This is a genomic window from Pseudomonas sp. SJZ078, from assembly GCF_007828255.1.
GTDB lineage: Bacteria > Pseudomonadota > Gammaproteobacteria > Pseudomonadales > Pseudomonadaceae > Aquipseudomonas.
In genome coordinates this window covers 30975-57033 of the sequence record NZ_VIUG01000014.1, presented here as the reverse complement: position 1 = coordinate 57033, position 26059 = coordinate 30975, and the positions used below count along the sequence as shown (strand labels likewise).

Below are 26059 nucleotides of genomic sequence, written 5' to 3'. Positions count from 1 at the left end.
CCGCTAATGAATCCTGCGCAGAACGGAGTAACTCAATGACACCCTTTGCCTTCATCTACACCCTGCATTTGCTGGCGGCCCTGATCTGGGTCGGCGGCATGTTCTTCGCCTGGATGATCCTGCGCCCCGCCGCAATGACGGCGCTTGAGGGCCCTGCCCGGCTGAAACTGTGGGTAGAAGTGTTTCAACGTTTTTTCATCTGGGTCTGGGTGGCGGTGGTGCTTTTGCCGATCAGCGGTGTAGGTCTGATCCATGTACGCTTCGCCGGTTTCGAAGCGACACCGCGCTATGTACAGATCATGATGGGGCTGTATGTGGTGATGACGGCGCTGTTCATCCGTATCCAGGGCTTGCAGTTGCCGGCACTGCGCAGTGCCGTGGCAGCGCAGGACTGGCCGACGGCTGCGTCGGTGCTGGGGAAAATCCGCAGACTGGTGGGCATCAACCTGCTGATCGGATTGCTGGTGGTGGCGATTGCCGCGGCCCGGCCGATGTTCTGAAGACTTACATCCCCCTGTGGGAGCGGGCTTGCTCGCGAAGAGGGTGTATCAGGTTAATAAATGCAAACTGATCCACCGCATTCGCGAGCAAGCCCGCTCCCACAGGTTTTCCTTCTGACTTAGAACCGTTGTACGGTCACCGTCCCCGCTGCGCCGGCAGGTCCTGGTTGGCCGGCAGCGCCCGGTTTGCCACTTCTGCCGCCGTCAGCGGTATAGACGAAACATCCCTTGGCCTTGCCGCCGGCGCCAGGCTTGCCACCGGGACCCGCCACACCGCCGGCACCGCCATCGACCGCCACCTTGATCAGCTCAGCCGGGTAATCCCGGGGCAGCTCGAGGCGCACCAGCGCACCGGCCGCCCCCGGCTGGCCATCACTGCCATTGCTGCCATCGGCACCGCGTCCGGCCGAACCCCAGGTGCAACCCGGAGCCTTCCCGTTGGCGCCGTCAAGGCCCACGTAGCCTGGCGCACCTGTACCGCCACGGGCATCCACAGACAGCACTGGCGCATTCAATGCATTGAAACGCAGGTTGAGATCGCGGCCTGGCCGCGCAGCCTTGGTATAAGTGCCCGGAGCGCCACGGGAAGTGATCTGGCTGCCATCAGCCAGATCAGCCTGGATAACGCTCATCGCCAGCGGCTGTTGCGCAGGCACGATGGCGATCCGCGCTTCGCGCCCCAGATGCAATTGGCCGATGGACAATTGAGTGACGTTCGACGGCACCAGCAACGTGCCGTAATCGGCCACGTCCAGCCGCTCAAGGGTCAAGGTGCTGGCGGTATTGGGCAGGCGCATCAACGAGTGGGTTTCTACCTGGAGTACCTGGGCGCATGCCCATGGGCACACGAATGCAGCGAGCAGACACAATTTACGCATGGGAGGCCTCTGCGGCAGTCGGGAGGGTTTGCAGATGAAAGATGCCGAACAGCAGCACTCGGAGGCGTTCACGACCGGGAGAGGGCAAGCCACGGAAACTGGCCCGGAACAACAGCAGCTCAAGCAAATGGACTGCCAGCAACACTGCCCCGGCAAGGTTGACCAACACATGCAGCGGATGGACGAACGGCACGACCAGATTGACCAGCACCACCAGCCAGAACAGCAGGGTCAACAAGCGCCCCAGCCCCCAAAACACCTTCATACGCCCCCCGGGTGAACATTATTCTTTGCACGCACAGTAACGGCTTGCGCGCAGGTTAAGCCAGAGGGCCAAGCAAATTTAATCCATGGGACAAGCGCGCAGGTATTGGCTGGAAAACCTGTCGTGGCGAGGGAGTCCTCACCACGACAGGCCCCACATCGCAGGGGTCAGCGGTTTATCTTGATTTCAGTCCGACGGTTCATGGCGCGTCCATCTGCGGTTTTGTTGTCGGCCACCGGCTGACTCTCACCGGCACCGGCGACCGAGACGAAACTGGCGCGAGGCACGCCGCTTTCGACCAGGTACTGCACCACCGAATTGGCCCGTTTCTCCGACAGTCGTTGGTTGTAGGCATTGCTGCCAACACTGTCGGTATGACCGGTCACCCGAAGCTGGGCAGTGGACGACTCTTGTTTCAGGCGGGTCGCAACGCCACTCAGCACTTCTTTGTCGGCCGCGGTCAGCGTGGACTTGTTGAATTCGAAATGCACATCGCGAACCACGATGGTTTCCTCTTTGACGACAACCGGCTCCTCGGCCATCGGCGCTGGAGCGGGCGGTGGGCAGCCATCTGCGTCGACTTGCACACCTTTCGGAGTGCCCGGGCACTTGTCGCGGCTGTCGGGCACGCCATCGCCGTCTTCGTCACCGTCTCCATGCACCCAGCAATAGGCTGCTGCCATGCTGCCGGCGAACAGTGCACCGTAGCCGGCCCAGGAGGTGCTTTCAGTGGCGCCCAATCCCGCACCAACCACGCCGCCGACGGCCGCACAGGTCGGCCAGTCGGTTTTTTGCAAACCTGCGCAACCAGTCAATACACCGGTTAGCAGAACCAGGGGTAACGCTGTCCGAACTATGCTCATGGGGTTTCTCCTTGAGGGATCGGCTTTGCGCCGATTCTGGGGAGTAAAGACCCGAGTTCGGATCTGCGCCAGCACCGCGCTATCGGGGATTTTGCCCAATGTTTGCGGCCGTTCGGCACGTTTTAATGCAAACCGCTCTAGGCCACGTTGTCCAGGCAGGCTATCGTGGTGGTTCTGACCGAGGAATCTCAATGACCGTTGCCATTTCATCGCGCACACCCCAGCAGGCACTGGCCGCCGTGCTTGACCGTTATGCCCCGCGAAAACTGCTGTTGGTCGGCGCCAGCAGCTTCCCCGCCCTCGAGGCGTTCCAGCAGGCGCATCCCGACACCGAAGTGGTCCAGGTCGCTCCCGGCCCGCTGCCGGTGGAGGTGGCTGGACAGCGCTTCGACCTGGCCCTGGCACTCGATTGCCTGGAACATCTGCCCAAGCGCGACGGTCTGAACCTGCTGGGCGGGATCCGTAATCTCAACGCCAGCCGTATCACCGTGCTGGCTGACCTCGATGCCTGCGGCTGGCAGGAAACGGACTTCTTTTCCCTGGCCCTGCAAGCCAGTGAACGGTTCCAGCGCGAGAAACAGGTGCTGACCCTGTTTACCTACGATCTGCTTGAATACAAACAAGTCCCCGATTGGCTCAATTCACGTTTTTGGGCCAACCCCGAGAACTTCGGAAAATATTGGTGGTAGCCGTGAACACAAGCCTGAACGCAACCATTTGTCCCTGCGGCAGTGGCAACCCGTTGAACGCCTGCTGCGGTCATTACCACGACGGTCACCCGGCGCCCTGCGCCGAAGCCCTGATGCGCTCACGCTACAGCGCCTATGTGCTGGGACTGGTGGATTACCTGGTGAGCACCACCCTGCCCGCCCAGCAGGAGGGGCTCGATCGCCTGTCCATCAGTGAGTGGAGCAGCAAAAGCACGTGGCTGGGACTGGAGGTGGAAAGCAGCGAGGTGTTCGGTGGGCAGCCGGAGCATGCCTTTGTCACCTTCACCGCGCGCTGGCACGACGGCCAGGGGGAACACGCCCATCGCGAACAGTCGTCATTCGTGCAGAACGAGGGGCGCTGGTATTTCATCGATCCGACCGTGCCGGTCAAGACCGGGCGCAACGACAGTTGCCCGTGCGGCAGCGGGCACAAATTCAAGAAATGCTGCGCAGGCTACTTCGCTCGCTGATTTCGGAAATGTCCGACGCTTGCCCCTGTATCAGCGGGCTAGACTGGAAGCAGAGGCGCGGACAATGACCCATCCATTACACACGCTACGCATCACCTGCCTGCTGCTGTTCATCGGGCTTGGTGGCTGTGCATCCTGGCAAACCGACGAGACTGCTGAACCGCAGGTGCACCTGGTCAAGGTCGAGGTGGTGCGGGCCCGGCTGCTGGAACAGCGGTTCATGCTGCATTTGCGAGTCGACAACCCTGGCGACAGCGACCTGACCGTGCGCGGCCTGACCTACCAGATCCATCTGGGCGACCTGCTGTTGACCGAAGGCGAGCATGAGCACTGGTTCACCGTCCCTCCCGGGCAAAGTGGCTACTTCAAGATACCGATCCGCACCAATTTGTGGCCGCAGGTGCGGGAAGTGGTGAAACTGCTCGAAAAACCCCACCAGCAGATCCCCTATCGTCTGGAAGGTGAGCTGGAAACCGGATTATTCATCGCTCACTACGTGCACCTGAAACGCAATGGCGTGATAATCGCCGCCGATTTTATTGCGGAGTAACCCCGATGACCCAACAACCCCACGTTCACGGTCCTGATTGCAACCACGATCACGATCATCACCACGATCATGACCACGGCCACGTCCACGGTCCGAACTGCGGCCATGCCCATCAGGAGCCGGTGCGCAACGCCTTGAAGGATGTCGGCCGCAACGACCCTTGCCCCTGCGGCAATGGCAAGAAATTCAAAAAGTGCCACGGCGCTTGATAGCCGCGGCGGAGCGTGTCTTCGCCAGTTGAATCGTCATCGCGAGCAGGCTCGCTCCCACCGAGTGACCTGCGGTACCAAGTGGGTGTGGGAGCGGGCTTGCTCGCGAAAGCGGTTGGCCGGCCAACCTATGCGCCGAATGTGATGGCCTCTTCGCGAGCAAGCCCGCTCCCACACGATCAACCCGCCTCCAGAATCCGCTTAACGCTGACCACCGTCGCATACTCGCCATGCAAGTTGCCCAGGGACATCGCATGGACCTCGTCGGCCGACCGGGGCCGGCCGAAATAATCGGCCTTGTCGAAGGTAAAACAGGCGTCTTCGGCCACCCAGCTATCGAAACCCAGGTTGCCTGCCGTACGCGCCGTGGACTCCACCGAGTTGTTCGTCGCCACGCCGACGATCACCAGTTGTCCGATCCCCGCCTGGCGCAGGTCAGCCTCCAGGTGAGTGGCGCAGAACGCGTCCGGCACGTCCTTGTGGATCAGCCACTCCCCTTCCTGCGGTTCGAAGCGCTCCTGGACTTCCACGCCCTGCTGCCCAGGCCAGAATACCGAATCCGGCGAACGGGACAGATGATGGACATGGATCACTGGTCGCGCCGAAGCTCGCCAGAAAGCCAGCAATTCGAGCATGCGCAGCTCTGCCTCGGGGTTGTTGCGAGAACCGAGCCTGGGATCCAGGATGCCTTTCTGTTGATCGATGAGAATCAACGCTGCGTTGTTCTCCAGCTCCATGTCTATCACTCCATTCCGATTTTTCACTTTCCTGGTCATTGAATTTTCCACACTGGAGCATCACCTCTGCCTACAGGCAAGCCTTCGGGCAAAAAGAGGACGACCTCCTGCCGTCGTTTGTTGTCCATCCATCACGCTGTCTCATCTGGAGCCTTCCATGATCGACTTGTACTACTGGACCACCCCCAACGGCCATAAAATCTCGCTGTTCCTCGAAGAAGCCGGCCTGCCCTACAAGGTACATCCGGTCGACATCGGCCAGGGCGAGCAATTCAAACCGGATTTCCTGAAGATCGCCCCCAACAACCGCATCCCGGCCATCGTCGACCATGAGCCCGCCGACGGTGGCGAACCGATCTCGCTGTTCGAGTCGGGCGCGATCCTGCTGTACCTGGCGGAAAAGACCGGCCGTTTCATTCCACAGGACCTGCGCGGACGACAGCAAGTGCTGCAATGGTTGTTCTGGCAGATGGGTGGCCTGGGGCCGATGGCCGGGCAGAACCATCACTTCAGCCGGTTCGCTCCGGAAAAGATTCCCTACGCGATCAAGCGCTACGTCGACGAAACCGCTCGCCTGTATGGCGTGCTGGATCGGCGCCTGGCGGACCGTGATTACGTGGCGGGCAGCGAATACAGCATCGCCGACATGGCGATCTACCCCTGGACAGTGTCCCATCAATGGCAAAGCCAGCGCCTGGAAGATTTCCCGAACCTGCAGCGCTGGTTCAATCGCATCAAGGAGCGCCCGGCCACGGTAAGGGCCTATGCGCTGGTGGATAAGATCAATCCGCCGAAATCCTGAGCAACCTGTGGCGAGGGGATTTATCCCCGCTGGCGCGCGCAGCGGGCCCCAACCCCAGCAACTCGGTGTGCCAATCTGAGTTTGGAGGGGGCCGCTTCGCAGCCCAGCGGGGATAAATCCCCTCGCCACAGAAAACCAGGCGTAAACTCGAGAACGGAGTTTCATCCAAATCCACAAATAACCCGCGCCCCCGCTTGCGCGACCCCCGCCTGCTCACTAACGTAGCGCCTTTATTTGCCGCCCCCTCCCGCAGGAGCTTTGTCATGGCCTCGCCAGCCTCTAATTTCTTCTTCTCCCGGCTCGGCGTTGCCGCCGCCGTGGCCAGTGTGCTCGGTTTGAGCGGTTGCCAGGCCTGGAATACCCAGGACAGTGTCCCACCGACTTCCGGCGTGCAACCACTCAAGGGGCTGGCGCAGAACGTCTCGGTTCGACGCAATGCCATGGGCATGCCGCTGATCGAGAGCAACAGCTTCCATGATGCGCTGTTCGCCCTCGGCTATGTCCACGCCAGCGACCGCATCACCCAGATGGTGACCATGCGCCTGTTGGCCCAGGGTCGGCTGGCGGAAATGTCCGGAGCCGAACGGCTGGACGTCGACCGCTACATGCGTGCGGTCAATCTGAAGAAAAGTGCCGACGAGCTGTACAAGGCTTCGTCGCCGCGGCTCAAACGCTTCTTCGAAGTCTACGCCCGTGGCGTCAACGCCTACTTGTTCCGCTACCGCGACAAACTGCCGTCGGACCTAGCCGCCACCGGTTACAAGCCCGAATACTGGAAGCCGGAGGATTCGGCGCTGATGTTCTGCCTGCTGAACTTCAGCCAGTCGGCCAACCTGCCGGAAGAAATCGCCGCCCTGGTCATGGCCCAGACGGTCAACCAGGACAAACTGGCCTGGCTGACCCCATCTTACCCGGACGAACCCCTGCCCCAAGGCGAGGCCGACAAACTTCAGGGTCTGCGACTCAACGGCCAGATCCCGGGCCTGAACGAAATCAGCAACGCCACTCGCCAATTGGCCGAACTGAACCTGTTGGGTGCCAGGTCTTCGAACAGCTGGGCCATGGCCCCGCAACGCAGCCGCAACGGCAAGAGCCTGCTGGCGAGCGACAGCCATGGACCGCTGGGCGTGCCGTCGTTGTGGAGTGTGGTGCAGATTCGCGCGCCCAAATATCAGGCGGCCGGTGTTTCCCTGGCCGGCATCCCGCTGATCCTGGCCGGCTACAACGGTGATGTGGCCTGGAGCATGACCAGCGTCCAAGGGGACAACCAGGACCTGTTCCTGGAAAAAATCCGACGCCAGGGCAATGGCTTGTCCTACGAGGTCAACGGCAAATGGCAGCCGGCGATGTTGCGCAACGAAACCTACTTCGTCAAAGGTCAGCGGTCGATTCGCGAAGCCGTGTACGAAACCCGCCATGGCCCACTGCTCAACAGCGTCCAGGGTCTGGCCACGGCCAATGGCTTTGGCCTGGCCTTGCAGACGCCGAGCCTCACCGACGACAAGACCCTGGACGCATTCTTCGACCTGTCCCGGGCCCAGAGCGCCGAGAAAGCCTCCGACGCAAGCCGTGAAATCCGGGCCATGGCGGTGAACCTGGTGTTTGCCGATGCCAGCCACATCGGCTGGCAGGTCACCGGGCGCTATCCGAACCGCCGTGAAGGCGAAGGCCTGTTGCCGTCGCCGGGCTGGGACGGTCGCTACGACTGGGAAGGCTACGCCGACCCAATGGCGCACCCTTACGATCAGGACCCGAGCCAGGGTTGGCTAGGCAACGCCAACCAGCGGGTCATTCCCCATGGCTACGGCATGCAGCTGTCCAACTCCTGGGCCGCACCGGAACGTGGCGAGCGCCTGGCCGAACTGGCCGGCGCCGGCAAGCACGACGTCCGCAGCCTGACCGCCATGCAATACGACCAGACCACGACGTTCGCGGCCAAACTCAAGAAAGTCTTTGAGGCCCCGGGCATGGCTCAGCCCCTCAAGCAGGCCATCGAAGCCCTGCCAGTGGCTGACCGGGCCAAGGCCCGCGAAGCCTATACCCGCCTGATGGCGTTCGATGGCCGACTCAGCCCGACCTCCGCCGATGCAGCGCTCTATGAACTGTTCCTGCAAGAAAGCATGAAGCAGATTTTCCTCGACGAACTGGGCCCGGAGAGCAGCCCGGCGTGGAAAGCACTGGTTGCCAACGGCGAACTGTCCTATTCGGCCCAGGCCGATCACTTGCTGGGACGCGAGGACAGCCCGTTCTGGGATGACGTGCGTACGCCGCAAAAAGAAGACAAGGCCGTTATCCTCGCCCGCAGCCTGGCCGCGACCATCAGTGCCGGTGACAGCCAATTGGGTAGCGACCATAAGGCCTGGCAGTGGGGCAAATTGCACAACTATGCATGGAAGAATGGCAACGGCCAGGTCGTACGCGGTCCGCTATCTGCCGGCGGCGACGCCACCACGCTCAATGTTGCGGCATTCGCCTGGGGCCAGGACTTCAACGCCACCCAGGCGCCGGACATGCGCTTCATCGTCGATCTCGGCCAGCCCGAACCGTTGATGGTCCAGGGCGGTGTCGGCCAGTCGGGCAACCCGGCCAGCCCCAACTACCTCATCGGCGCCGATCCGTGGATCAAGGGGCAATACCAGAACCTGCCGCTGCAACCGCAGAACTTTGACCGGGCGTATGGCAAGACTCGTCTGACCCTCGTTCCCGGTAAGTAACAGCAATACTCCTCCCTGTGGCGAGGGGATTTATCCCCTCGCCACATTTGTCTATCTTGTCTGCTGATCTTGTCGTACCCAAACCCGATAGAACTTCTCCCCCCGCCCTCGCCTCTACCTGACAAGCCCATCGCCACGGTTGTTTGCATGGACCTTGTCATTGCCCGCCCCGAAGGCCTGTACTGCCCACCCGGGGACTTCTACATTGATCCCTGGCGCCCGGTCGAGCGCTCGGTCATCACCCACGCCCACGGTGATCATGCCCGCGGCGGCAATCAACACTACCTGGCAGCGGCCCCCGGCGAAGGCATCCTGCGTTCGCGGCTGGGCCAGGACATCAATCTGCAGACCCTGCCCTACGGCGAGCGCCTGCAACATCACGGCGTGACCTTGAGTTTTCATCCCGCCGGCCATGTGCTGGGATCGGCCCAGGTGCGGTTGGAATATGAAGGCGAGGTCTGGGTGGCATCCGGGGACTACAAAGTCGAACCCGACGGCACCTGCACGCCGTTCGAGCCTGTGCAATGTCATACGTTCATCACCGAATCCACGTTCGGCCTGCCCATCTATCGCTGGCAACCTCAAGCGCAGATATTCGACGAGATCAATCAGTGGTGGCGCGCCAACATCGCTGCCAACCGGGCCAGCGTGCTGTTCTGCTATTCCTTCGGCAAGGCCCAGCGGATTCTCCACGGCATCGACGCCAGCCTCGGCCCCATCCTCGCCCACGGCGCGGTGGAGCCGTTGAACCGGGTCTACCGCGAGGCCGGGGTTCATTTACCGCCGACGATTTATGCCGGTGACATCAAGAAGAACGACCCGATGATGGGCCAGGCCCTGGTCATTGCCCCACCGTCGGCCGGCGGCAGCACCTGGATGCGCCGTTTCGGCGACTACAGCGATGCCTTCGCCAGCGGCTGGATGCGCCTGCGGGGCACTCGACGGCGGCGTGGCGTGGACCGTGGCTTCGTGCTCTCCGATCACGCCGACTGGCCCGGCCTGCTCTGGGCCATCGAGCAGACCGGCGCCGAGCGGGTCATGGTCACGCACGGGTCGGTGGGTGTGCTGGTGCGACATTTGTGCGAGCTCGGCCTCGACGCCCAGGGTTTCAGCACCGAATACGGCGACGATGAAGAAGACGTCATCGCCGCCACTGGCGAGGACGCATCGTGAAAGCCTTCGCCGACCTCTACGCCGACCTGGACGCCACCACCTCCAGCAATGCCAAGCTGGCCGCCATGCAGCGCTACTTCACCCAGGCGCCGCCCCAGGATGCAGCGTGGGCTGTGTATTTCCTGTCCGGTGGCCGTCCCCGGCAATTGGTGCCGGTGAAAATCCTCCGGGACCTGGCCGTACAGGTCTCCGGTTTGTCGCCCTGGCTGTTCGAAGAAAGCTATCAGGCCGTGGGCGACCTGGCCGAAACCATTTCTCTGGTGTTGCCGGAGTCCCCCCACACCAGCGCCGAAGGATTGGCACTGTGGATAGAAGAGAAACTGCTGCCGCTGCGTGGCGAAACGCCGGAGGTATTGGCGCTACGATTGCCCACCTTATGGGCACAACTCGACCGTTCGAGCCTGATGCTCTGTATCAAGCTCATCACCGGCAGTTTCCGGGTCGGGGTGTCCAAGCTGCTGGTGACCCGGGCGCTTGCGGGGATGGCCGGGCTGGACAGCAAACGGGTCGCCCAGCGCCTGGTGGGTTACACCGACCTGTCCCATCGCCCGACGGCCGAGGGATATCTCAAACTGATCGCCGCCGAATCCGAGGATGAACATGCCCAACGTGGCGGTCAGCCGTATCCGTTTTTCCTGGCCCACGCCTTGTCCGCTCCGGTAGAGCAATTCGACGCGCTGCTGGGGCCGGCCAGCGATTGGCAGGTGGAATGGAAGTGGGACGGCATCCGCTCCCAGGTGATCAAGCGCGACGGCCATCTGTGGGTCTGGTCCCGGGGCGAAGAGTTGGTGACCGAGCGCTTCCCTGAATTGCATTCCCTGGTATCGATGCTGCCCGACGGCACGGTGATCGACGGCGAAATCGTGGTATGGAAAACCTCGCAACCGGTGACTGAGGAGGTCTTCGCTGCGGATGCGCCGCTGCAACCGGCCGTACAGCCGTTCGCCCTGTTGCAACAGCGCATCGGTCGCAAGATCCTGAGCAAGAAGGTCCTCGAAGACGCGCCGGTGGTGGTGATGGCCTACGACTTGCTGGAATGGCAAGGAGAAGATTGGCGCAACCGTCCCCAGGCCGAACGCCGTGATCAGTTGGAGGCACTGATCGCAGGTATCCAGAGCCCGGTTCTGCTGCCGTCGCCGATCGTCTCCGGCCAGGACTGGCTCGACCTCGCCCGCCAGCGCGAAGCGTCCCGTAGCCTCGGCGTCGAGGGCATGATGCTCAAGGCGCGCAACGCGCTGTATGGCGTCGGCCGGACCAAGGACATGGGTGTGTGGTGGAAATGGAAAATCGACCCGTTCAGCGTCGACGCCGTGTTGATCTACGCCCAACGCGGTCATGGTCGGCGCGCCAGCCTGTACAGCGATTACACCTTCGCCGTCTGGGACAATCCGCCGGGCAGCCGCGAGCGCAGCCTGGTGCCGTTCGCCAAGGCCTACTCGGGGCTGACCGATGAGGAAATGCGCCAGGTCGACAGCATCGTGCGCAAGACCACCGTGGAGAAGTTCGGTCCGGTCAGCAGCGTCACGCCCACCCTGGTCTTCGAGTTGGGCTTCGAGGGCATTGCCTTGTCCAACCGCCACAAGAGCGGGATCGCAGTGCGGTTTCCGAGGATGTTGCGCTGGCGCCAGGACAAGACCGTGGAAGAGGCCGATACCCTGGCAACGCTTCAGGATCTGCTGAAGTAAGCTCTGCGTGGTTGCACTATCAATTGTGGCGAGGGGATAAATCCCCTCGCCACAGAACATACTTCTTGCCAGTCCCATGAAGCACCATCCCGGTGCACCTTTTGTTGTACGATCTCATCCGCGCACCAACGCGTTCCACCACTGCTCGCCGAAGCTTTTAAAACACTTGTTCGGCACTCTGGTTCGGAAATTGCTACCTTTATGCCGTCTTACCGTTCTTGCCTTCACCGGTAACAAAACTTATGCGCCACAAGCGCCCATCATGGTTTTAGGGACTCGATAATGAAAAAAGCACTGCTGACCCTTTCTGCACTGGCATTGTGCATGGCCGCCGGCGCCGCTACGGCCAAGGAATACAAGGAACTGCGTTTTGGTGTCGACCCGTCCTATGCTCCATTTGAATCCAAGGCCGCCGATGGCAGCCTGGTAGGTTTCGATATCGACCTGGGCAATGCGATCTGCGCCGAATTGAAGGTCAAATGCAAATGGGTCGAAAGCGACTTCGACGGCATGATCCCAGGCCTCAAGGCCAAGAAATTCGACGGCGTGATCTCGTCCATGACCGTGACTCCAGCGCGGGAAAAAGTCATCGACTTCTCCAGCGAACTGTTCTCGGGCCCAACGGCTTATGTATTCAAGAAAGGCTCGGGCCTGAGCGCAGACGTCGCCTCGCTCAAAGGCAAGACCGTCGGCTATGAACAAGGCACCATCCAGGAAGCCTATGCCAAGGCCGTGCTCGACAAGGCCGGTGTCAAGACCCAGGCCTACGCCAACCAGGACCAGGTCTATGCCGACCTGACCTCCGGCCGCCTCGATGCGGCAATCCAGGACATGCTGCAAGCCGAACTGGGCTTCATGAAAACGCCGAAAGGTGCCGACTATGAGGTCAGCAAACCGGTGGACAGCGAACTGCTGCCGGCCAAGACCGCCATCGGTATCAACAAAGGTAACAAAGAGCTGAAGGCTCTTTTGGATAAAGGTATCAAAGCGTTACACGACGACGGCACGTACGCCGAAATCCAGAAAAAACACTTTGGCGATCTGAATCTGTACAGCGGCAAATAATGCGCGGCGCCCATCCGCTCACGGATGGGCGCTTTTTGACTGCCAAAGGCCTCTTTCATGTTCGAACAACTCCTACAAAATCTGGGGCTCTCCGCCTTCAGCCTGCAGGGCTTTGGCCCGCTGCTGATGCAAGGCACCTGGATGACCATAAAACTGGCGGCCTTGTCGCTATTATTGAGCGTCTTGCTCGGCCTGCTGGGCGCCAGCGCCAAGCTGTCCCCGGTCAAACTGCTGCGGATCCCGGCCCAGCTCTACACCACGCTGATTCGCGGCGTACCAGACCTGGTGCTGATGCTGTTGATTTTCTACAGCCTGCAAACCTGGCTGACCTCTTTTACCGACTTCATGGAATGGGAATACATCGAGATCGACCCATTCGGCGCCGGGGTGATCACCCTGGGCTTCATCTATGGCGCATACTTCACCGAGACCTTTCGCGGCGCGATCCTCGCGGTACCCAGGGGCCAGGTCGAAGCCGCCACCGCATATGGCCTCAAGCGTGGCCAGCGTTTCCGCTTCGTGGTGTTTCCGCAGATGATGCGCTTTGCCCTGCCGGGGATCGGCAACAACTGGATGGTGATGCTCAAGGCCACCGCGCTGGTATCGATCATCGGCCTGGCCGACCTGGTCAAGGCGGCCCAGGATGCGGGCAAGAGCACCTATCAGCTGTTCTACTTCCTGGTGCTGGCGGCGCTGATCTACTTGCTGATTACCAGCGCGTCCAATTTCATTCTGCGCAGGCTTGAACGCCGCTACGCCGCCGGAGCACGGGAGGCGGTGCGATGATCGAACTTCTACAAGAGTACTGGCGGCCGTTCCTCTACAGCGACGGCGTCAACGTCACGGGCCTGGCGATGACCCTGTGGTTGCTCAGCGCTTCGTTGCTGATCGGCTTCCTCGTCTCGATCCCGCTGTCCATCGCCCGGGTTTCGCCCAAGCGCGCCGTGCGCTGGCCGGTGCAGTTCTATACGTACCTGTTCCGTGGCACACCGCTCTATATCCAGTTGCTGATCTGCTATACCGGTATCTACAGCATCGCGGCGGTGCGCGCACAGCCCTTGCTCGACAGCTTCTTTCGCGATGCGATGAACTGCACGATCCTGGCCTTCGCCCTGAACACCTGCGCCTACACCACGGAGATCTTTGCCGGGGCGATCCGCAGCATGAACCACGGCGAAGTCGAAGCGGCCAAGGCCTATGGCCTGACCGGCTGGAAACTCTATGCCTATGTGATCATGCCCTCGGCGCTGCGGCGCTCGCTGCCTTACTACAGCAACGAAGTGATCCTGATGCTGCACTCGACGACCGTGGCATTCACCGCTACCGTTCCAGACGTGCTGAAAGTGGCCCGGGATGCCAACTCGGCCACCTTCCTGACCTTCCAGTCGTTCGGGATCGCCGCGTTGATCTACCTGACCGTCACGTTCGCACTGGTAGGCCTCTTCCGCCTCGCCGAGCGCCGCTGGCTGGCCTTTCTCGGGCCGACTCATTAGTCCAGGACACACAAGCAAATGCGCCACCAGATCCATGACCTGCTGGCCCCATTGCCGGGGACCGCACGCAAGATCCACAGCTTTCACTTCGGCCCGGAAAAAGCCGTCGGCAAGATCTACATCCAGTCGTCCCTGCATGCCGATGAACTGCCCGGTATGCTGGTGGCCTGGCATCTCAAGCAACGCCTGGCGGAACTCGAGGCGTCCGGCCATCTGCGACACGAAATCGTCCTGGTGCCTGTGGCCAACCCCATCGGCCTCGAACAAGTGCTAATGGACGTGCCGCTGGGTCGCTACGAACTGGAGAGTGGGCAGAACTTCAACCGTCGCTTCATCGACCTGAGCGAGGAAGTCGGCAACGAGATCGAAGAGCTGCTCACCCAGGATCCACAACACAACCTGATGCTCATCCGCACCAGCCTGCGCGATGCCCTTGCCCGGCAGACCGCGACCACGCAACTGCAATCCCAGCGCCTGGTCCTGCAGCGACTGGCCTGTGACGCCGACATGGTGCTGGACCTGCATTGCGATTTCGAAGCCGTGGCGCACCTCTACACCACGCCGGAAGCCTGGCCCCAGGTCGAGCCGCTGGCCCGCTACATCGGCGCCGAGGCCAGCCTGCTGGCCACCGACTCGGGCGGCCAGTCGTTCGATGAATGCTTCACCCTGCTCTGGTGGCAACTCAAGGAACGTTTCGGCGAACGCTTCGAGATTCCCCTGGGCAGCTTTTCGGTCACCGTCGAATTGCGTGGCCAGGGCGACGTCAACCATGGGTTGGCGAGCCTCGATTGCCAGGCCCTGATCGAATACCTGATCCATTACGGCGCCATCGATGGCGAACCGGTGCCCCTGCCCGAGCTGCCTTATCCAGCCACGCCGCTGGCCGGCGTCGAGCCCGTGGCGACGCCCGTGGGCGGGCTGCTGGTCTACAGCGCCCTGCCTGGCGAGTATCTGGAAGCCGGTCAGTTGGTGGCGGAAATCATCGACCCGGTCAACGACACCGTCACCCCAATTCATTGCTGCAATGCCGGGCTGATGTATGCCCGCTCGCTGCGTCGCATGGCCTCCGCCGGCATGGTCATCGCCCATGTCGCCGGTGCCGAAGCCTACCGCAGCGGCTACCTACTTTCGCCTTGAGGATGCCTGTTCCATGTACAAACTGACCATCGAAGGCCTGCATAAAAGCTACGGCGAACATGAGGTGCTCAAGGGCGTTTCGCTCAAGGCCAAGACCGGCGACGTCATCAGCCTGATCGGCGCCAGCGGCTCGGGCAAGAGTACCTTCCTGCGCTGTATCAACTTCCTGGAACAACCCAACGACGGCGCCATGAGCCTGGACGGCCAGACGGTCCAGATGATCAAGGACCGCCACGGCATGCACGTGGCCGATGCCGATGAACTGCAACGCATCCGCACACGCCTGGCCATGGTGTTCCAGCACTTCAACCTGTGGAGCCACATGACCGTGCTGGAGAACATCACCATGGCACCTCGCCGGGTGTTGGGCATCAGCAAGCAGGAAGCCGACGAGCGGGCCCGTCGCTACCTCGACAAGGTCGGCCTGCCCGCGCGCGTGGCCGAGCAGTACCCGGCGTTCCTGTCCGGCGGCCAGCAGCAACGCGTGGCTATCGCCCGAGCCCTGGCGATGGAACCGGAAGTGATGCTGTTCGACGAACCGACCTCGGCCCTGGACCCGGAACTGGTGGGGGAAGTGTTGAAGGTCATCCAGGGGCTGGCCGAAGAAGGCCGGACCATGATCATGGTGACCCACGAAATGAGCTTCGCCCGTAAAGTGTCGAACCAGGTGCTGTTCCTGCACCAAGGCCTGGTGGAGGAAGAAGGCGCACCGGAAGGCGTGCTGGGCAATCCCAAGAGCGAGCGGCTGAAGCAGTTTCTCAGTGGCAACTTGAAATAAAACTGTTTTATCAGGACAGGGTGAAGAAGTTGTGGCGAGGGGATTTATCCCCGCTGGGCCGCAAAGCGGCCCCTCAATCTGGCACCTCGGTGGGTCAGGCAGTTTGTCTTCAAGCTATCAGGGGCTGCCTCGCAGCCCAGCGGGGATAAATCCCCTCGCCACAGATGCCTCTCCCGCCGCAATAATCTGCACAAGCCTTCAAACCTTTCCCCTGCCGCCGTGGTCACTGAGAGAACACTCCCAGGGCGCACGCGGCAGGCATGGCGACATCCAACAACTTCGCAAACCAGTGGTTCCGCGCCCGCGGCTGGAAACCGTTCGCCTTTCAGAAACAAGTGTGGGCCGCGGTCAAGCGCGGGGAGTCGGGGTTATTGCACGCCAACACCGGAGCCGGTAAAACCTACGCGGTATGGTTTGCCGCCCTCAACCGTTTCGCCCGTGCCACCCCGCCCCCGGATAAGCCACGCAAACGCAAACCTGTCGCCGAACCGCTGACCATCCTGTGGATCACGCCGATGCGTGCACTGGCCGCCGATACGGGCAAAGCCCTCGAAGCGCCACTGGCGGAACTGCAGATACCCTGGAGCGTCGGCCTGCGCACCGGCGATACCAGCGCCAGCGAACGGGCCCGGCAGGGCCGGCGCCTGCCCACGGCGCTGATCACGACCCCCGAAAGCCTGACCCTGATGCTCGCCCGTGCTGACGCGCAAACGGCGACGGCAACGCTGCGCATGGTGGTAGTGGACGAATGGCATGAACTGCTGGGCAACAAGCGAGGCGTGCAGTTGCAACTGGCGTTGGCGCGCCTGCGGCATTGGCACCCCGAGCTCGTCGTCTGGGGCGTGTCCGCCACCTTGGGTAACCAGGCCCATGCCGAGCAGGTGTTGATCCCCCAGGGCAACGGGGTCAGCATCCAAGGCGCCAACGACAAGACGTTGCGGGTCGATACGCTGCTGCCCCCCGCCCTCGAACGTTTTCCGTGGGCCGGGCACATCGGCTTGAAAATGCTGCCTCAGGTCATCGCGCAAATCGACGACAGCAGCAGTTGCCTGGTGTTTACCAACACCCGGGCGCAATCCGAAATCTGGTACCAGGCGCTTCTTGAGGCACGCCCGGACTGGGCCGGACTGATCGCACTGCATCACAGCTCGCTGTCCCGCGATACCCGGGACTGGGTCGAACGTGCGCTCAAGGACGGTCAACTCAAAGCGGTGGTGTGCACATCCAGCCTGGACCTGGGCGTGGATTTCCTGCCCGTCGAGCGGGTGTTGCAGATCGGCTCGGCCAAGGGCGTGGCGCGACTGATGCAACGCGCCGGGCGTTCCGGTCACGCGCCGGGACGAACCTCGCGGATCACCCTGGTGCCGACCCACAGCCTGGAGTTGATCGAGGCCGCCGCCGCCCAGGATGCCGTGGCCCAGCGGCGCATCGAACCTCGCGAGTCGCCTCACAAGCCCTTGGATGTGCTGGTGCAACATCTGGTCAGCATGGCGCTGGGCGGCGGTTTCGTACCCGATGAACTGTACCGGGAGGTGCGTGGCGCTTGGGCCTACCGTGACCTGAACGAAGCGCAATGGGCTTGGGCCCTGGCCTTCGTGCGCCATGGTGGCCTGTCATTGACCGCCTACCCCGATTACCGTCGGGTCGAGCCGGACGAGCACGGCATCTGGCGAGTCCCTGATGCACGCCTGGCCCGGCGTCACCGCATGAGCATCGGCACCATCGTCAGCGATGCCAGCCTGCAGTTGAAATTCTGGAGCAAGGGCGGTGGCGGCAAGACCCTGGGCAGCGTGGAGGAAGGCTTCATTGCGCGCCTGCGACCGGGGGACGGCTTCCTGTTTGCCGGACGCTTGCTGGAACTGGTCCGGGTCGAAAACATGACTGCCTACGTGCGCCGCAGCCAAGCGAAAAAAGCCGCCGTTCCGCGCTGGAACGGTGGACGGATGCCGCTTTCCAACGAGCTGGCTGCCGCCGTCGTGGCGCGCCTGAGCAAGGCCGCCACGGGACGTTTCGAAGGGCCGGAGATGCAAGCCGTACAGCCCTTGTTGCTGACCCAGCAGCGCTGGTCCGGCCTGCCCACGCAAACGTCATTGCTGGCTGAAGCCCTGAAGTCCCGGGAAGGCTGGCACTTGTTCCTCTACCCGTTTGCTGGACGCCAGGTGCATCTGGGACTGGCGAGCCTGCTGGCTTGGCGCGTCAGCCAGCAAGAGTCGGTGACCTTTTCCATTGCGGTCAACGACTACGGCCTGGAGCTGCTCAGCGCCACGGCACTGGATTGGTCGCACTACCTGACCCCCAAGCTCTTGAGCACCGACAATCTGCTAGTCGACGTGCTCGCCAGCCTGAACGCCGGCGAGTTGGCCCTTCGCCGCTTTCGCGAAATCGCCCGGATCGCCGGCCTGGTATTCGCCGGCTACCCCGGCGCACCGAAAAGCACTCGACAGGTCCAGGCCTCCAGCGGGTTGTTCTTTCAAGTATTCAAGCAATACGACGCCGACAACCTGTTGCTGGCCCAGGCCGGGGAAGAAGTCTTGCGTGAAGAATTGGATATCCGTCGCCTGGAGCAGACCTTGGAACGCCTCAACACCTTGCAACTGGATTTGCACATCATCAAGCGCCCCACCCCGCTAGGCTTCCCGTTGCTGGTGGAGCGGTTCAGGGAAAGCCTGAGTTCGGAGAAACTGGCCGATCGCATCCGGCGAATGGTCAGCGAGCTGGAAAAAACCGCCGATCGGGGTGATGCCTGATGCCCGCGCCTTATCCAGTCAATCTGGCCGGTGAGGAACTCTGGCTGCTACCGGAAAAAGCCTTGTATTGGCCGGCCCAGGAAACCCTGATGGTGGCCGATGCGCATTTCGGCAAGGCTGCCGCCTATCGCAGCCTCGGCCAACCGGTGCCCCACGGCACCACCGCCAGCAACATCGAGGTATTGGATGGATTACTCGCGAGCCTGCCGTGTCGACAGCTGATCTTTCTAGGGGATTTTCTCCACGGCCCTGGCTCCCATGCGCCAGGCACCTTGAAGGCCCTTTCCGAATGGCGTGACAGGCATCCGCACCTGGCCATGACGCTGATTCGCGGCAACCATGACAAACGCGCCGGTGACCCGCCGCCCTCGCTGAACATTCGCGTCGTACCAGAGCCCTTGCTGCTCGGCCCTTTCGCCGTACAACACGAACCCGACCCACACCCGAGTCGCCACGTGCTGGCCGGCCACGTACACCCGGTGTATCACCTCAGCGGCAAGGGCCGGCAACGCCTGCGCCTGGCGTGCTTCCGGCTGGGCAGCGAGATCAGCCTGCTACCCGCCTTCGGCGCCTTCACGGGCGGCTATCGGGTCGAGCAGGACAATAATTGCCGGATTTTTGTCATTGGCGATGACGAAATATGGCCCATCAATTGAAAGAGACGGATGGGCCAGCATTCGATCAGGCAGTAGGCACAGGAGGCGGCTCGTCCGGCCGCGTGGGTATGCCGGTCTCGTCAGGGTCAGCCGGCTCTTCGTTGGGGGTATCGGGATCGGGCTGGCCGGGAATGCCCCCCGCCGCTTCGACAGGGTGGGCCAGCAAGGACCAAGCCAGGACGCCGATCTGATTGGGCTCAAGCCTTGCCAGTTCGGCACTGATTCGCGGATCGATCTTCATAGAGCAACTCCTGAGCGAAGCCCGTTGCGCTGGCGCAAAAAAACGGGCAGTACACACAATAGAGTGTCTGCCCGCTCAGGAATTCCCACTGTTCGTCAGAATCAGGTGCGTGGAAGTGTCACACCACGCTGGCCCTGATACTTGCCGCCCCGATCCTTGTAGGACACTTCGCACTCTTCATCGGATTCGAGGAACAGCATCTGTGCCACACCTTCGTTGGCGTAGATTTTCGCCGGCAGGGTCGTGGTGTTCGAGAACTCCAGGGTCACGTGGCCTTCCCACTCCGGTTCCAGCGGCGTGACGTTGACGATGATGCCGCAGCGGGCATAAGTGCTCTTGCCCAGGCAGATGGTCAGCACGTTGCGCGGGATGCGGAAGTACTCGACGGTGCGGGCCAGGGCGAAGGAATTCGGCGGGATGATGCACACGTCGCTCTTGATGTCGACGAAGCTCTTCTCATCGAAATTCTTCGGGTCGACGGTGGCCGAATTGATGTTGGTGAACACCTTGAATTCGTCGGCGCAGCGCACGTCGTAGCCGTAGCTGGAGACGCCGAAGGAAATCAGTCGGTCGGCGCCTTCACCGCGCATCTGGCGCTCTACGAAGGGCTCGATCATGCCGTGCTCTTGCGCCATGCGGCGAATCCACTTGTCCGATTTGATGCTCATGGCGGTGTCCTGAATAGCGAGGGTGGAGAAAACTGTCCGGCATCTTACCGGGGCCAGGGGCAGGGTTCAAAGCGTGGGAAGCAATTCTCGCCGATCCGCCGTGTTTTCCCGGGCCTGGACGCCGTCAGTCACCAAAATCGAGAAACCTTCGCAAAGACCATTGGCACGTTTCGGAAAAAGGGTTAAGGTGGCGTCACTGTGCTGCTTGTGTCACTGAGAATCTCTACACGATATGTTGAATTTCGATCCAACCATCTACAAGAATTTTTCCTGCTCTTTGCACTCAGTCTCGGCCAGGGTTCTTCCTGAGTCGCAGTTATCTTTGTCCAAGGAGTTACACCATGTCTAATCGCCAAACCGGTACCGTCAAGTGGTTCAACGATGAAAAAGGCTTCGGCTTCATCACCCCACAATCCGGTGACGATCTGTTCGTACACTTCAAAGCTATCCAATCCGACGGCTTCAAAAGCCTGAAAGAAGGCCAACAGGTTTCTTTCGTCGCTACCCGCGGTCAGAAAGGCATGCAAGCTGAAGAAGTAACAGTTATCTAACTGTTCCTGCTTTAGCAAAAGCCCCGCCCTCAAAAGCGGGGCTTTTTTGTGCCCGCCAGTTTCTGCCAGCACACAAAAAACCTGTGGGAGCGGGCTTGCTCGCGAAGGCGTCAGGTCAGCTACATCACATCGACTGACATTCCGCCTTCGCGAGCAAGCCCGCTCCCACAAAGAATCTTCTCGCCCGGGGCTTACCAGGTCACGCCGAACCCGGCCGTGTAGCGCGTCTTGCTCAGGTCACTGTCCTCGGAACCTTCAATCACGTCTTTCTCGGCTTTGAGGTTGAGCGACGCCCAATCGGTGACCTTGTAGCGCAAGCCCATCTCCGCGTCGTAGGCATACTCCGCAACGCCGGACAGCGGCTTGCCCACTTCGCCATTGGTGAAGAACTCGACACGCTTGCCGACGAGGTAGCGGTTGTAGTCCCACTTCATGGCGACGGAATAGAAGTTGTCCTTGCCCCCGTCCTGATACTCGTAATCGGTGCGGTTCAACAGCGAACCCAGCGAGAACGCGCCCAATTCGTCATCCCAGAACTGGTAGCCCGGACCGGTACCCACCACCCGCTGACGGGCCAGGTCTTCGACCTTGTCCCGCTTGTAGTTCAGGCGCCCCTGCCAGAACCATTTGTCCGTCAGGAAGCGGTCAAGGGAATATTCCAGTTTCCAGTTGTCGGCCGAGACCACGTCATCCTGGAATTCGCGGTTGTATTCGCCCTCGGCGGTGTGCCGCCATCGGCCGTGGCGCGCGGATGTCTTGAAGTCGATGTCGTAATCGTCGACATCTTTTTCCGCTCGTTGGTAATCCAATGCGGCGTCGACATTGCCTTTCCACACCAGATCCTCGACCACCGGCTTGGGCTTGAGGATCTGCTGGATACTGGCCAGCTCGACGGTCTTGGGCGCGTCACCGTTGGCCAGGGTCACCTTGCCCTCCTCGGCGGCGTGCAGGGCCTTGGCTTTCTCGCCGGTGTAGGCGTCCTGCTTGACCAGCAACTGCTGGTCACTTTCAAGGGTCTTGACCTGTTTCCAGTCAATGGGAACAGCGCCGGCATAGTCGGTCTGGATCAACAACTTGCCGCCATCGAAAACGGTAATCTTGCCGCTTAGTTTGTCTCCGTTCTTCAGCCAGACAGTATCGGCGAGCAAGGGCGTGGAGGCGCTGGCAACAGCCAGGCAGAGCAGGGTTCTGGACAACATAAGCGTATAAAGAGCTCGGGTTTGCGGTGAAAAGGCGGCATTATCCCCCAGGACGACACCTCAGCAAGGACTGACCCAAGGATGGCGGATGAGTTCATTTCTCAATCAGCTCTGCCAGAATAAACCTACGAACGGCATATACTTTTCCTAGGAACCCTACCCGTGACCGATAGCCCAGTGGGCCCCGAAGACCCCGCGCAGGTACGCCGCACCACGCTCTACCTGACCCTTGCGCAAGTGCCGCCCGGCAAGGTCGTCACCTATGGCCAGCTCGCCGAGATGGCCGGCCTGGGTCGGGCGGCGCGCTGGGTGGGCCGTACCCTCAGCCAACTGCCCGACGATACCAGCCTGCCCTGGCATCGGGTATTGGGCGCCGGTGGTCGGATCAGCCTGCCGGCGGGCAGCGCCTCTGGGGATGAACAGCGCGCACGACTGCGCATGGAAGGGATCAGTATCCTGAACAATCGTGTTGATATTCGGTGCCATGGCTGGCGCCCGGTAGAGGACAGCGGTTAGAGTGCGCGCTTTGTTTTCGCAATTTTTGAGGCAGACTCCAGCCCATGCCCCGTAAAACCTGGCGCGCCGCCCTCGCCGCCTATGCCAGTCCTTCGACGCTCGTGCTGTTGCTGCTTGGCTTCGCTGCAGGCTTGCCCTACATGCTGGTGTTTTCCACGCTTTCGGTCTGGTTGCGCGAAGCCGGCGTGGCCCGTGAAACCATCGGCTACGCGAGCCTGATCGGCCTGGCCTATGCCTTTAAATGGGTCTGGTCGCCGCTGCTCGACCAATGGCGCCTGCCGGTACTGGGCAAACTCGGGCGTCGCCGGTCATGGCTGGTGCTTTCCCAGGGCCTGGTGATCCTTGGCCTGGTAGGCATGGGCTTCTGTGACCCGCAGAAACACCTCTCATGGTTGATCGCCATTGCCGTGCTCGTGGCGTTCGCTTCGGCCACCCAGGACATCGCGGTCGATGCCTATCGCCTGGAAATCGTCGATGACACCCGCCAGGCCGCCCTCGCTGCCAGCTATATGTCCGGCTACCGAGTCGCTGCGCTGTTGGCGACCGCTGGCGCGCTGTTCTTCGCCGAAGGTTTCGGCTCCACCGGTTTCAGCTACAAGCACTCGGCCTGGGCCGGTACGTATCTGTTGTTCGGCGTGCTGATGGTCCCGGCATTGCTCACCTCGCTGTTCATGCGCGAACCACCGGTACCATTGCGCACACAGCTACAGGCCGGGCGCTACACGTTCGTTCATCAATTGGCGTCGGTGTTCGTGCTGATCGTGCTGCTGGTGTCGGTCCCGGCGATGTTCACCCAGCTCTACAACACCGACTTCGCCAGCGTGCTGTTCGAGGGGGTCAGCCTGCTCGACCTGCTGCTCGAAGACCGTGCCTTCCTGCGAGCCATTCTCTATATCCTCCTGACGGCCATGTGCCTGTCGGCCATGGGCCGTCGCGGCCTGGCGCCGGTGCTCACGCCGATCAACGACTTCATCCTGCGCTACCGCTGGCAGGCCTTGTTGCTGCTGGGGCTGATCGCCACGTATCGGATGTCCGACACAGTCATGGGCGTCATGGCCAACGTGTTCTACATCGACCAGGGCTTCACCAAGGACCAGATCGCCAGTGTCAGCAAGATTTTCGGGCTGATCATGACCCTCGTCGGCGCCGGCATGGGCGGCCTGTTGATCGTGCGTTTCGGCATCCTGCCGATCCTGTTCATCGGTGGCGTGGCCTCGGCCGCCACCAACATCCTGTTCCTGATGCTCGCCGACATGGGCCCCAACCTGAAAATGCTGGTGCTCACCATCTCCCTGGACAACTTCAGCTCCGGCCTTGCCACCTCGGCGTTCGTGGCGTACCTGTCGAGCCTGACCAACCTGAAGTTCTCCGCCACCCAATACGCCCTGCTCAGCTCGATCATGCTGTTGCTGCCACGCTTGATCGGTGGCTACTCCGGGGTGATGGTGGAGAAGTTCGGCTACCACAATTTTTTCCTGATCACCGCCCTGCTAGGCGTCCCGACCCTGTTGCTGATCGCCCTGCACTGGTTCCAGGAAAACCGTCGCCAGGGCTTACCCTCCGCCCCGGAACCGACCTCCACCCGACCGGCGGAAGAGTCGTAGGAAAGGTCAGCAAGCGCCGGCGAAACCGGCATTCGCACCTGGCGACCGGCCACGCGCCTGTACGCCAGGGCATCTCGCCCGTACAATGCTCCGTCACTTCTCGTCATCAGCAACCGACAACGGCCAACCATGCGCACCAGCCAATTTTTGCTCGCCACACAGAAAGAAACGCCTTCCGACGCCGTCGTGATCAGCCATCAGTTGATGCTGCGTGCCGGCATGATCCGCAAGCTCGCCTCGGGCCTGTACACCTGGCTGCCGATGGGCCTGCGGGTGATGCGCAAGGTGGAAGCCATCGTGCGTGAAGAAATGGACGCCGCCGGTGCCCTGGAAGTGCTGATGCCGGGAACCCAACCGGCCGAGTTGTGGCAGGAGTCGGGACGCTGGGAAGAATACGGCCCTGAACTGCTGCGCCTCAAGGACCGTCACGGCCGCGACTTCTGCGCCGGCCCGACCCACGAGGAAGTGATCACCGACCTGATGCGCAACGAGCTGAGCAGCTACAAGCAGTTGCCTATCAACCTGTACCAGATCCAGACCAAATTCCGTGATGAGATCCGTCCACGCTTCGGCCTGATGCGCGGTCGCGAGTTCATCATGAAAGACGCCTACTCCTTCCACGCCGACCTGGCCTCGCTGCAAGTCACCTACGACCGCATGCACCAGGCGTATTGCAACGTGTTCACCCGCCTGGGCCTGAAATTCCGTCCGGTCGAAGCCGACAACGGCTCCATCGGTGGTGCCGGCTCCCACGAGTTCCACGTACTGGCCGAGTCCGGTGAAGACGACATCGTCTTCAGCAGCGGCTCCGACTACGCCGCCAATATCGAGAAAGCCGAAGCCGTGCCACGGGAAACCTCCCGTCCTGCGCCGTCGGAAGAACTGCGCCTGGTGGACACACCGAACGCCAAAACCATTGCCCAGCTCGTGGAAGGCTACAACCTGCCGATCGAACGCACGATCAAGACCCTGATCGTCCGCGCCGAAGAAGAAGGCAAGCTGATTGCGCTGATCGTCCGTGGCGATCATGAGCTGAACGAGATCAAGGCCGCCAACCAGCCAGGCGTCGCCAGCCCGCTGGTCATGGCCACCGACGCCGAACTGCGCGATGCCATCGGCGCCGGCGCGGGCTCCCTCGGTCCGCTGAACCTGCCCCTGCCGATCATCATCGACCGTTCGGTGGCACTGATGAGCGACTTCGCCATCGGCGCCAACATCGATGACAAGCACTACTTTGGCGTGAACTGGGAGCGCGACCTGCCGGTTCCGGCCATTGCCGACCTGCGCAACGTCGTGGCCGGCGACCCGAGCCCGGACGGCAAGGGCGTGCTTGAAATCAAGCGCGGCATCGAAGTCGGGCACATCTTCCAGCTGGGCAACAAGTACAGCAAGGCGATGAAATGCGAAGTGCTGGGCGAGAACGGCAAGCCGGTGACCCTGGAAATGGGCTGCTACGGCATTGGCGTGTCCCGCGTGGTGGCCGCCGCCATCGAGCAGAACAACGATGAAAAAGGCATCATCTGGAGCGACGCCCTGGCACCCTTCCAGATCGCCCTGGTGCCGTTGCGCTACGAAACCGACCTGGTTCGCGAAGCCACCGACAAGCTCTACGCCGAACTGAAGGCCGCCGGCTTCGAGGTATTGCTGGATGATCGCGACAAGAAAACCAGCCCCGGCATCAAGTTCGCGGACATGGAACTGATCGGCATCCCGCACCGGATCGTCGTCAGTGACCGTGGCCTGGCCGAAGGCAACCTGGAATACAAGAGCCGCACCGAGGCCGAGCCGCAAGCGCTGCCGGTCGCCGACGTGCTCTCCTTCCTCCAGGCCCGTATCCGCCGCTGACAC

General features: G+C 61.7%; 27 protein-coding genes. 20 read left to right on the top strand and 7 right to left on the bottom strand.

The features are described from left to right. The first annotated feature begins 35 nt into the window (after positions 1 to 35). Entirely contained in the window at positions 36 to 500 is a 465-nt protein-coding gene (locus tag FBY02_RS14560; protein ID WP_144928659.1) for a CopD family protein, read from the top strand. Between the two features lie 119 nt (positions 501 to 619). On the opposite strand, the gene FBY02_RS14555 is transcribed toward FBY02_RS14560, so the two are convergent. The 3 genes from FBY02_RS14555 to FBY02_RS14545 form a co-directional block, all read right to left on the bottom strand. Continuing rightward, a complete protein-coding gene (locus FBY02_RS14555) occupies positions 620 to 1378 on the bottom strand; it encodes a collagen-like protein (protein WP_144928657.1) in 759 nt (252 codons plus the stop codon). After that, complete coding sequence (locus FBY02_RS14550; protein WP_144928655.1) at positions 1371 to 1643, bottom strand: DUF1145 domain-containing protein; 273 nt, start codon at positions 1641 to 1643, stop codon at positions 1371 to 1373. The genes FBY02_RS14555 and FBY02_RS14550 overlap by 8 nt, the downstream gene beginning before the upstream one ends. Before the next feature lie 167 nt (positions 1644 to 1810). Further along, positions 1811 to 2506: an OmpA family protein gene (locus tag FBY02_RS14545; protein WP_047701917.1), complete on the bottom strand. Its 696-nt coding sequence runs from the start codon at positions 2504 to 2506 to the stop codon at positions 1811 to 1813. Positions 2507 to 2697: 191 nt separating this feature from the next. On the opposite strand from FBY02_RS14545, the gene FBY02_RS14540 reads away from it, so the two are divergent. From FBY02_RS14540 to FBY02_RS14525, 4 genes are all read left to right on the top strand, one after another. Continuing rightward, on the top strand, positions 2698 to 3195 hold the full coding sequence (locus tag FBY02_RS14540; protein WP_144928653.1) for a DUF6231 family protein: 498 nt from the start codon (positions 2698 to 2700) through the stop codon (positions 3193 to 3195). 14 nt (positions 3196 to 3209) lie between these two features. Then, on the top strand, positions 3210 to 3686 hold the full coding sequence (locus FBY02_RS14535; RefSeq protein ID WP_144928775.1) for a YchJ family protein: 477 nt from the start codon (positions 3210 to 3212) through the stop codon (positions 3684 to 3686). Positions 3687 to 3750: 64 nt separating this feature from the next. After that, positions 3751 to 4236: an LEA type 2 family protein gene (locus FBY02_RS14530; RefSeq protein WP_144928651.1), complete on the top strand. Its 486-nt coding sequence runs from the start codon at positions 3751 to 3753 to the stop codon at positions 4234 to 4236. A 5-nt stretch (positions 4237 to 4241) separates the two neighbouring features. Beyond that, a complete protein-coding gene (locus FBY02_RS14525) occupies positions 4242 to 4445 on the top strand; it encodes an SEC-C metal-binding domain-containing protein (RefSeq protein WP_003198420.1) in 204 nt (67 codons plus the stop codon). 179 nt (positions 4446 to 4624) lie between these two features. Here the strand turns inward: FBY02_RS14525 and FBY02_RS14520 are convergent, their stop codons facing one another. Continuing rightward, entirely contained in the window at positions 4625 to 5182 is a 558-nt protein-coding gene (locus tag FBY02_RS14520; RefSeq protein WP_144928649.1) for a cysteine hydrolase family protein, read from the bottom strand. Between the two features lie 157 nt (positions 5183 to 5339). On the opposite strand from FBY02_RS14520, the gene FBY02_RS14515 reads away from it, so the two are divergent. The 11 genes from FBY02_RS14515 to pdeM all read left to right on the top strand — a co-directional run bounded on the left by FBY02_RS14515 (position 5340) and on the right by pdeM (position 19432). Then, complete coding sequence (locus FBY02_RS14515) at positions 5340 to 5984, top strand: glutathione binding-like protein (RefSeq protein WP_144928647.1); 645 nt, start codon at positions 5340 to 5342, stop codon at positions 5982 to 5984. 263 nt (positions 5985 to 6247) lie between these two features. Then, positions 6248 to 8698, top strand: a complete 2451-nt coding sequence (locus tag FBY02_RS14510) for a penicillin acylase family protein (RefSeq protein ID WP_144928645.1) — start codon at positions 6248 to 6250, stop codon at positions 8696 to 8698. A 147-nt stretch (positions 8699 to 8845) separates the two neighbouring features. Further along, positions 8846 to 9871, top strand: coding sequence for a ligase-associated DNA damage response exonuclease (locus FBY02_RS14505; protein ID WP_144928643.1), 1026 nt, complete (start codon positions 8846 to 8848; stop codon positions 9869 to 9871). Further along, positions 9868 to 11556, top strand: coding sequence for an ATP-dependent DNA ligase (locus FBY02_RS14500; RefSeq protein ID WP_144928641.1), 1689 nt, complete (start codon positions 9868 to 9870; stop codon positions 11554 to 11556). The genes FBY02_RS14505 and FBY02_RS14500 overlap by 4 nt, the downstream gene beginning before the upstream one ends. A 282-nt stretch (positions 11557 to 11838) precedes the next feature. Further along, positions 11839 to 12621 carry a transporter substrate-binding domain-containing protein gene (locus FBY02_RS14495; protein WP_047701925.1) on the top strand — a complete coding sequence of 261 codons (783 nt, stop codon included), beginning with the start codon at positions 11839 to 11841 and terminating at the stop codon, positions 12619 to 12621. Positions 12622 to 12678: 57 nt separating this feature from the next. Further along, positions 12679 to 13407 (top strand): ABC transporter permease, encoded by a 729-nt coding sequence (locus FBY02_RS14490; protein WP_047701926.1) that lies wholly within the window; start codon positions 12679 to 12681, stop codon positions 13405 to 13407. Continuing rightward, the gene (locus FBY02_RS14485; RefSeq protein ID WP_047701927.1) at positions 13404 to 14114 is read left to right on the top strand and encodes an ABC transporter permease; all 711 of its coding nucleotides are present in this window, start codon (positions 13404 to 13406) and stop codon (positions 14112 to 14114) included. Before FBY02_RS14490 ends, FBY02_RS14485 begins: the two co-directional genes overlap by 4 nt. 18 nt (positions 14115 to 14132) lie before the next feature. Continuing rightward, a complete protein-coding gene (locus tag FBY02_RS14480; RefSeq protein ID WP_144928639.1) occupies positions 14133 to 15251 on the top strand; it encodes a succinylglutamate desuccinylase/aspartoacylase family protein in 1119 nt (372 codons plus the stop codon). A gap of 13 nt (positions 15252 to 15264) precedes the next feature. Beyond that, entirely contained in the window at positions 15265 to 16029 is a 765-nt protein-coding gene (locus FBY02_RS14475; protein ID WP_144928637.1) for an ABC transporter ATP-binding protein, read from the top strand. 260 nt (positions 16030 to 16289) lie between these two features. Then, on the top strand, positions 16290 to 18776 hold the full coding sequence (locus FBY02_RS14470) for a ligase-associated DNA damage response DEXH box helicase (protein WP_144928635.1): 2487 nt from the start codon (positions 16290 to 16292) through the stop codon (positions 18774 to 18776). Beyond that, a complete protein-coding gene (pdeM, locus tag FBY02_RS14465; RefSeq protein ID WP_144928633.1) occupies positions 18776 to 19432 on the top strand; it encodes a ligase-associated DNA damage response endonuclease PdeM in 657 nt (218 codons plus the stop codon). Before FBY02_RS14470 ends, pdeM begins: the two co-directional genes overlap by 1 nt. Before the next feature lie 25 nt (positions 19433 to 19457). On the opposite strand, the gene FBY02_RS14460 is transcribed toward pdeM, so the two are convergent. Continuing rightward, entirely contained in the window at positions 19458 to 19673 is a 216-nt protein-coding gene (locus FBY02_RS14460; RefSeq protein WP_144928630.1) for a hypothetical protein, read from the bottom strand. 101 nt (positions 19674 to 19774) lie between these two features. Next, positions 19775 to 20341, bottom strand: coding sequence for a dCTP deaminase (dcd, locus tag FBY02_RS14455; RefSeq protein WP_017126297.1), 567 nt, complete (start codon positions 20339 to 20341; stop codon positions 19775 to 19777). Between the two features lie 341 nt (positions 20342 to 20682). On the opposite strand from dcd, the gene FBY02_RS14450 reads away from it, so the two are divergent. Next, on the top strand, positions 20683 to 20892 hold the full coding sequence (locus tag FBY02_RS14450) for a cold-shock protein (RefSeq protein WP_024780123.1): 210 nt from the start codon (positions 20683 to 20685) through the stop codon (positions 20890 to 20892). A gap of 191 nt (positions 20893 to 21083) precedes the next feature. On the opposite strand, the gene FBY02_RS14445 is transcribed toward FBY02_RS14450, so the two are convergent. After that, complete coding sequence (locus FBY02_RS14445; RefSeq protein WP_144928628.1) at positions 21084 to 22091, bottom strand: DUF481 domain-containing protein; 1008 nt, start codon at positions 22089 to 22091, stop codon at positions 21084 to 21086. 138 nt (positions 22092 to 22229) lie between these two features. On the opposite strand from FBY02_RS14445, the gene FBY02_RS14440 reads away from it, so the two are divergent. The 3 genes from FBY02_RS14440 (at position 22230) to FBY02_RS14430 (ending at position 26056) form a co-directional block, all read left to right on the top strand. Then, positions 22230 to 22607 (top strand): MGMT family protein, encoded by a 378-nt coding sequence (locus tag FBY02_RS14440; protein ID WP_178111944.1) that lies wholly within the window; start codon positions 22230 to 22232, stop codon positions 22605 to 22607. 44 nt (positions 22608 to 22651) lie between these two features. Further along, positions 22652 to 24211 (top strand): AmpG family muropeptide MFS transporter, encoded by a 1560-nt coding sequence (locus FBY02_RS14435; protein WP_144928624.1) that lies wholly within the window; start codon positions 22652 to 22654, stop codon positions 24209 to 24211. Positions 24212 to 24340: 129 nt separating this feature from the next. Next, on the top strand, positions 24341 to 26056 hold the full coding sequence (locus FBY02_RS14430) for a proline--tRNA ligase (protein WP_047701936.1): 1716 nt from the start codon (positions 24341 to 24343) through the stop codon (positions 26054 to 26056). The last annotated feature ends 3 nt before the right edge of the window (positions 26057 to 26059 follow it).